Here is a 1,527-nt window from a genome sequence, read left to right on the forward strand (position 1 = left end):
AACGGGTCCGGGGGACTACCACATCGCCGGCACCTCCCTCTGCGTCCCCGGCGACGCCGCCGACATTCGCAAGCAGGACAACGGCTGAACACCGCGGGGCAGGGCGATCAGGTGTCCTCTTATGTGGCGCCCGGGCCCACCCCGCTTCAGCGAGCGATCATCGAAGGGTTGACCAGTGGATAGGCGCACGCGAGGACATGCAGGCCGTGCCGTTTGCGCGGTTCTGGCGAGCTCGATGGTGATCATGTTGTCGTCGTGTGCGACTTCTGAGGGAGACACTATGAGTCCTGAACAAGCCCGCGACACGCTTGTATCCACCGTGGAGGAGACTTCGACCGTGCTCGATGTTTCAGGCTGGGCATGGACAGGGGCCCCCGAAGTCGGCAACTGTGGAGACCGGCCGGGTGAACGCGCGAACGACAACTACGGTTACAGCGCGCCACCGCAGTCCCGGGACTTTGCGGCAGACGCGCAGAAGGTCGCAGAGCACTGGAAGTCACTCGGCATGGAGGTTCGCGTTGTAGACAGCCCGTCGGTCGTCGTGTACGCAACGGGCGGACCCGTCGAGGGTTTGTCCTTCTCGACTGGGCCCGGTAATTACTACATCTTCGGTACCTCGCTGTGTGTTCCGGGTGACGCCTCAGAACTGCGCAAAAAAGACAACGGCTGAGCTTTCAACCGGCGCCCTGGTAGCGCAGAAAGATGGGCGTACGTGACGTCGTTTAGGGCATCCCTCGCAGTCCGTGGCGCGGCCTCATCCGTCACCGTCCTGGTCGCCGGTCTCCTTTTGACGTCCTGCGTGGCCTCGCTCGAGGCCACCGTGAGCGCGGATGAAGCGCGTGACTCTCTCGTCAGCACGGTCGAGGACAGCGCCGCGCAGCTCGATGTTGCGGGATGGTCTCGAAGCCACGCCCCCGAGGTGGGCGACTGCGGCCCGGGGAGCGGCGACAAAGCGAACTACTCCTATACCTACGGTGCCCCCGCGCCCGACAGTGATCGCGAGGCGGACGCGCGGAGGGTCGCCGACTATTGGCGCTCACTGGGCATGGAAGTCCGTCTGGTCGAAGGCCCTGCATACGTGGTGTACGGCAGCGGCGGTCCCGTTGAGGGGCTTACCTTCTCGACTGGTCCGGGCAGGTACTTCATCGCCGGCGAGTCCCTCTGCGTCCCCGGCGACGCCGCCGAGCTTCGCAAGCAGGACAACGCGTGACGAACTGTTCCCGATTTTCTTCGCACTCGAGGGAGGGTCACGTTGTGCGCGCAGCCACTTACACACGTGTCGCCGTTGGAGTGACGTTGTGCATCGCCGCCATCTCGGCGTCCGGCTGCGCGGCCGGGCAGGCTTCCTCGTTGAGCCCTGATCAGGCCCGTGGCGCGCTCGTATCGACTGTCGAGAACACCTCCAAGATCCTCGACGTTGACGGTTGGACCTGGGACGGGGCGCCGGAGGTCGGAAACTGCGGGCAGCGCAGCGGCGAGCGCGTGAACTACACCTACGGCTATGGCGCCCCGCCGCCCGATGGAGAC

General features: G+C 65.2%; 3 protein-coding genes. All 3 read left to right on the forward strand.

What is annotated here, in order from left to right:
• Positions 1–280 precede the first annotated feature (280 nt).
• On the forward strand, positions 281–670 hold the full coding sequence (locus tag ASE56_RS17010) for a hypothetical protein (RefSeq protein WP_156371702.1): 390 nt from the start codon (positions 281–283) through the stop codon (positions 668–670).
• A gap of 129 nt (positions 671–799) precedes the next feature.
• The gene (locus ASE56_RS11945; protein ID WP_156371703.1) at positions 800–1,210 is read left to right on the forward strand and encodes a hypothetical protein; all 411 of its coding nucleotides are present in this window, start codon (positions 800–802) and stop codon (positions 1,208–1,210) included.
• An 80-nt stretch (positions 1,211–1,290) separates the two neighbouring features.
• On the forward strand, positions 1,291–1,527 hold a 237-nt coding region (locus ASE56_RS17740), incomplete at its 3' end, for a hypothetical protein (RefSeq protein ID WP_235556992.1).

It is taken from the genome of Microbacterium sp. Leaf203, assembly GCF_001421275.1.
In the GTDB taxonomy this organism is placed as follows: Bacteria; Actinomycetota; Actinomycetes; order Actinomycetales; family Microbacteriaceae; genus Microbacterium; species Microbacterium testaceum_A.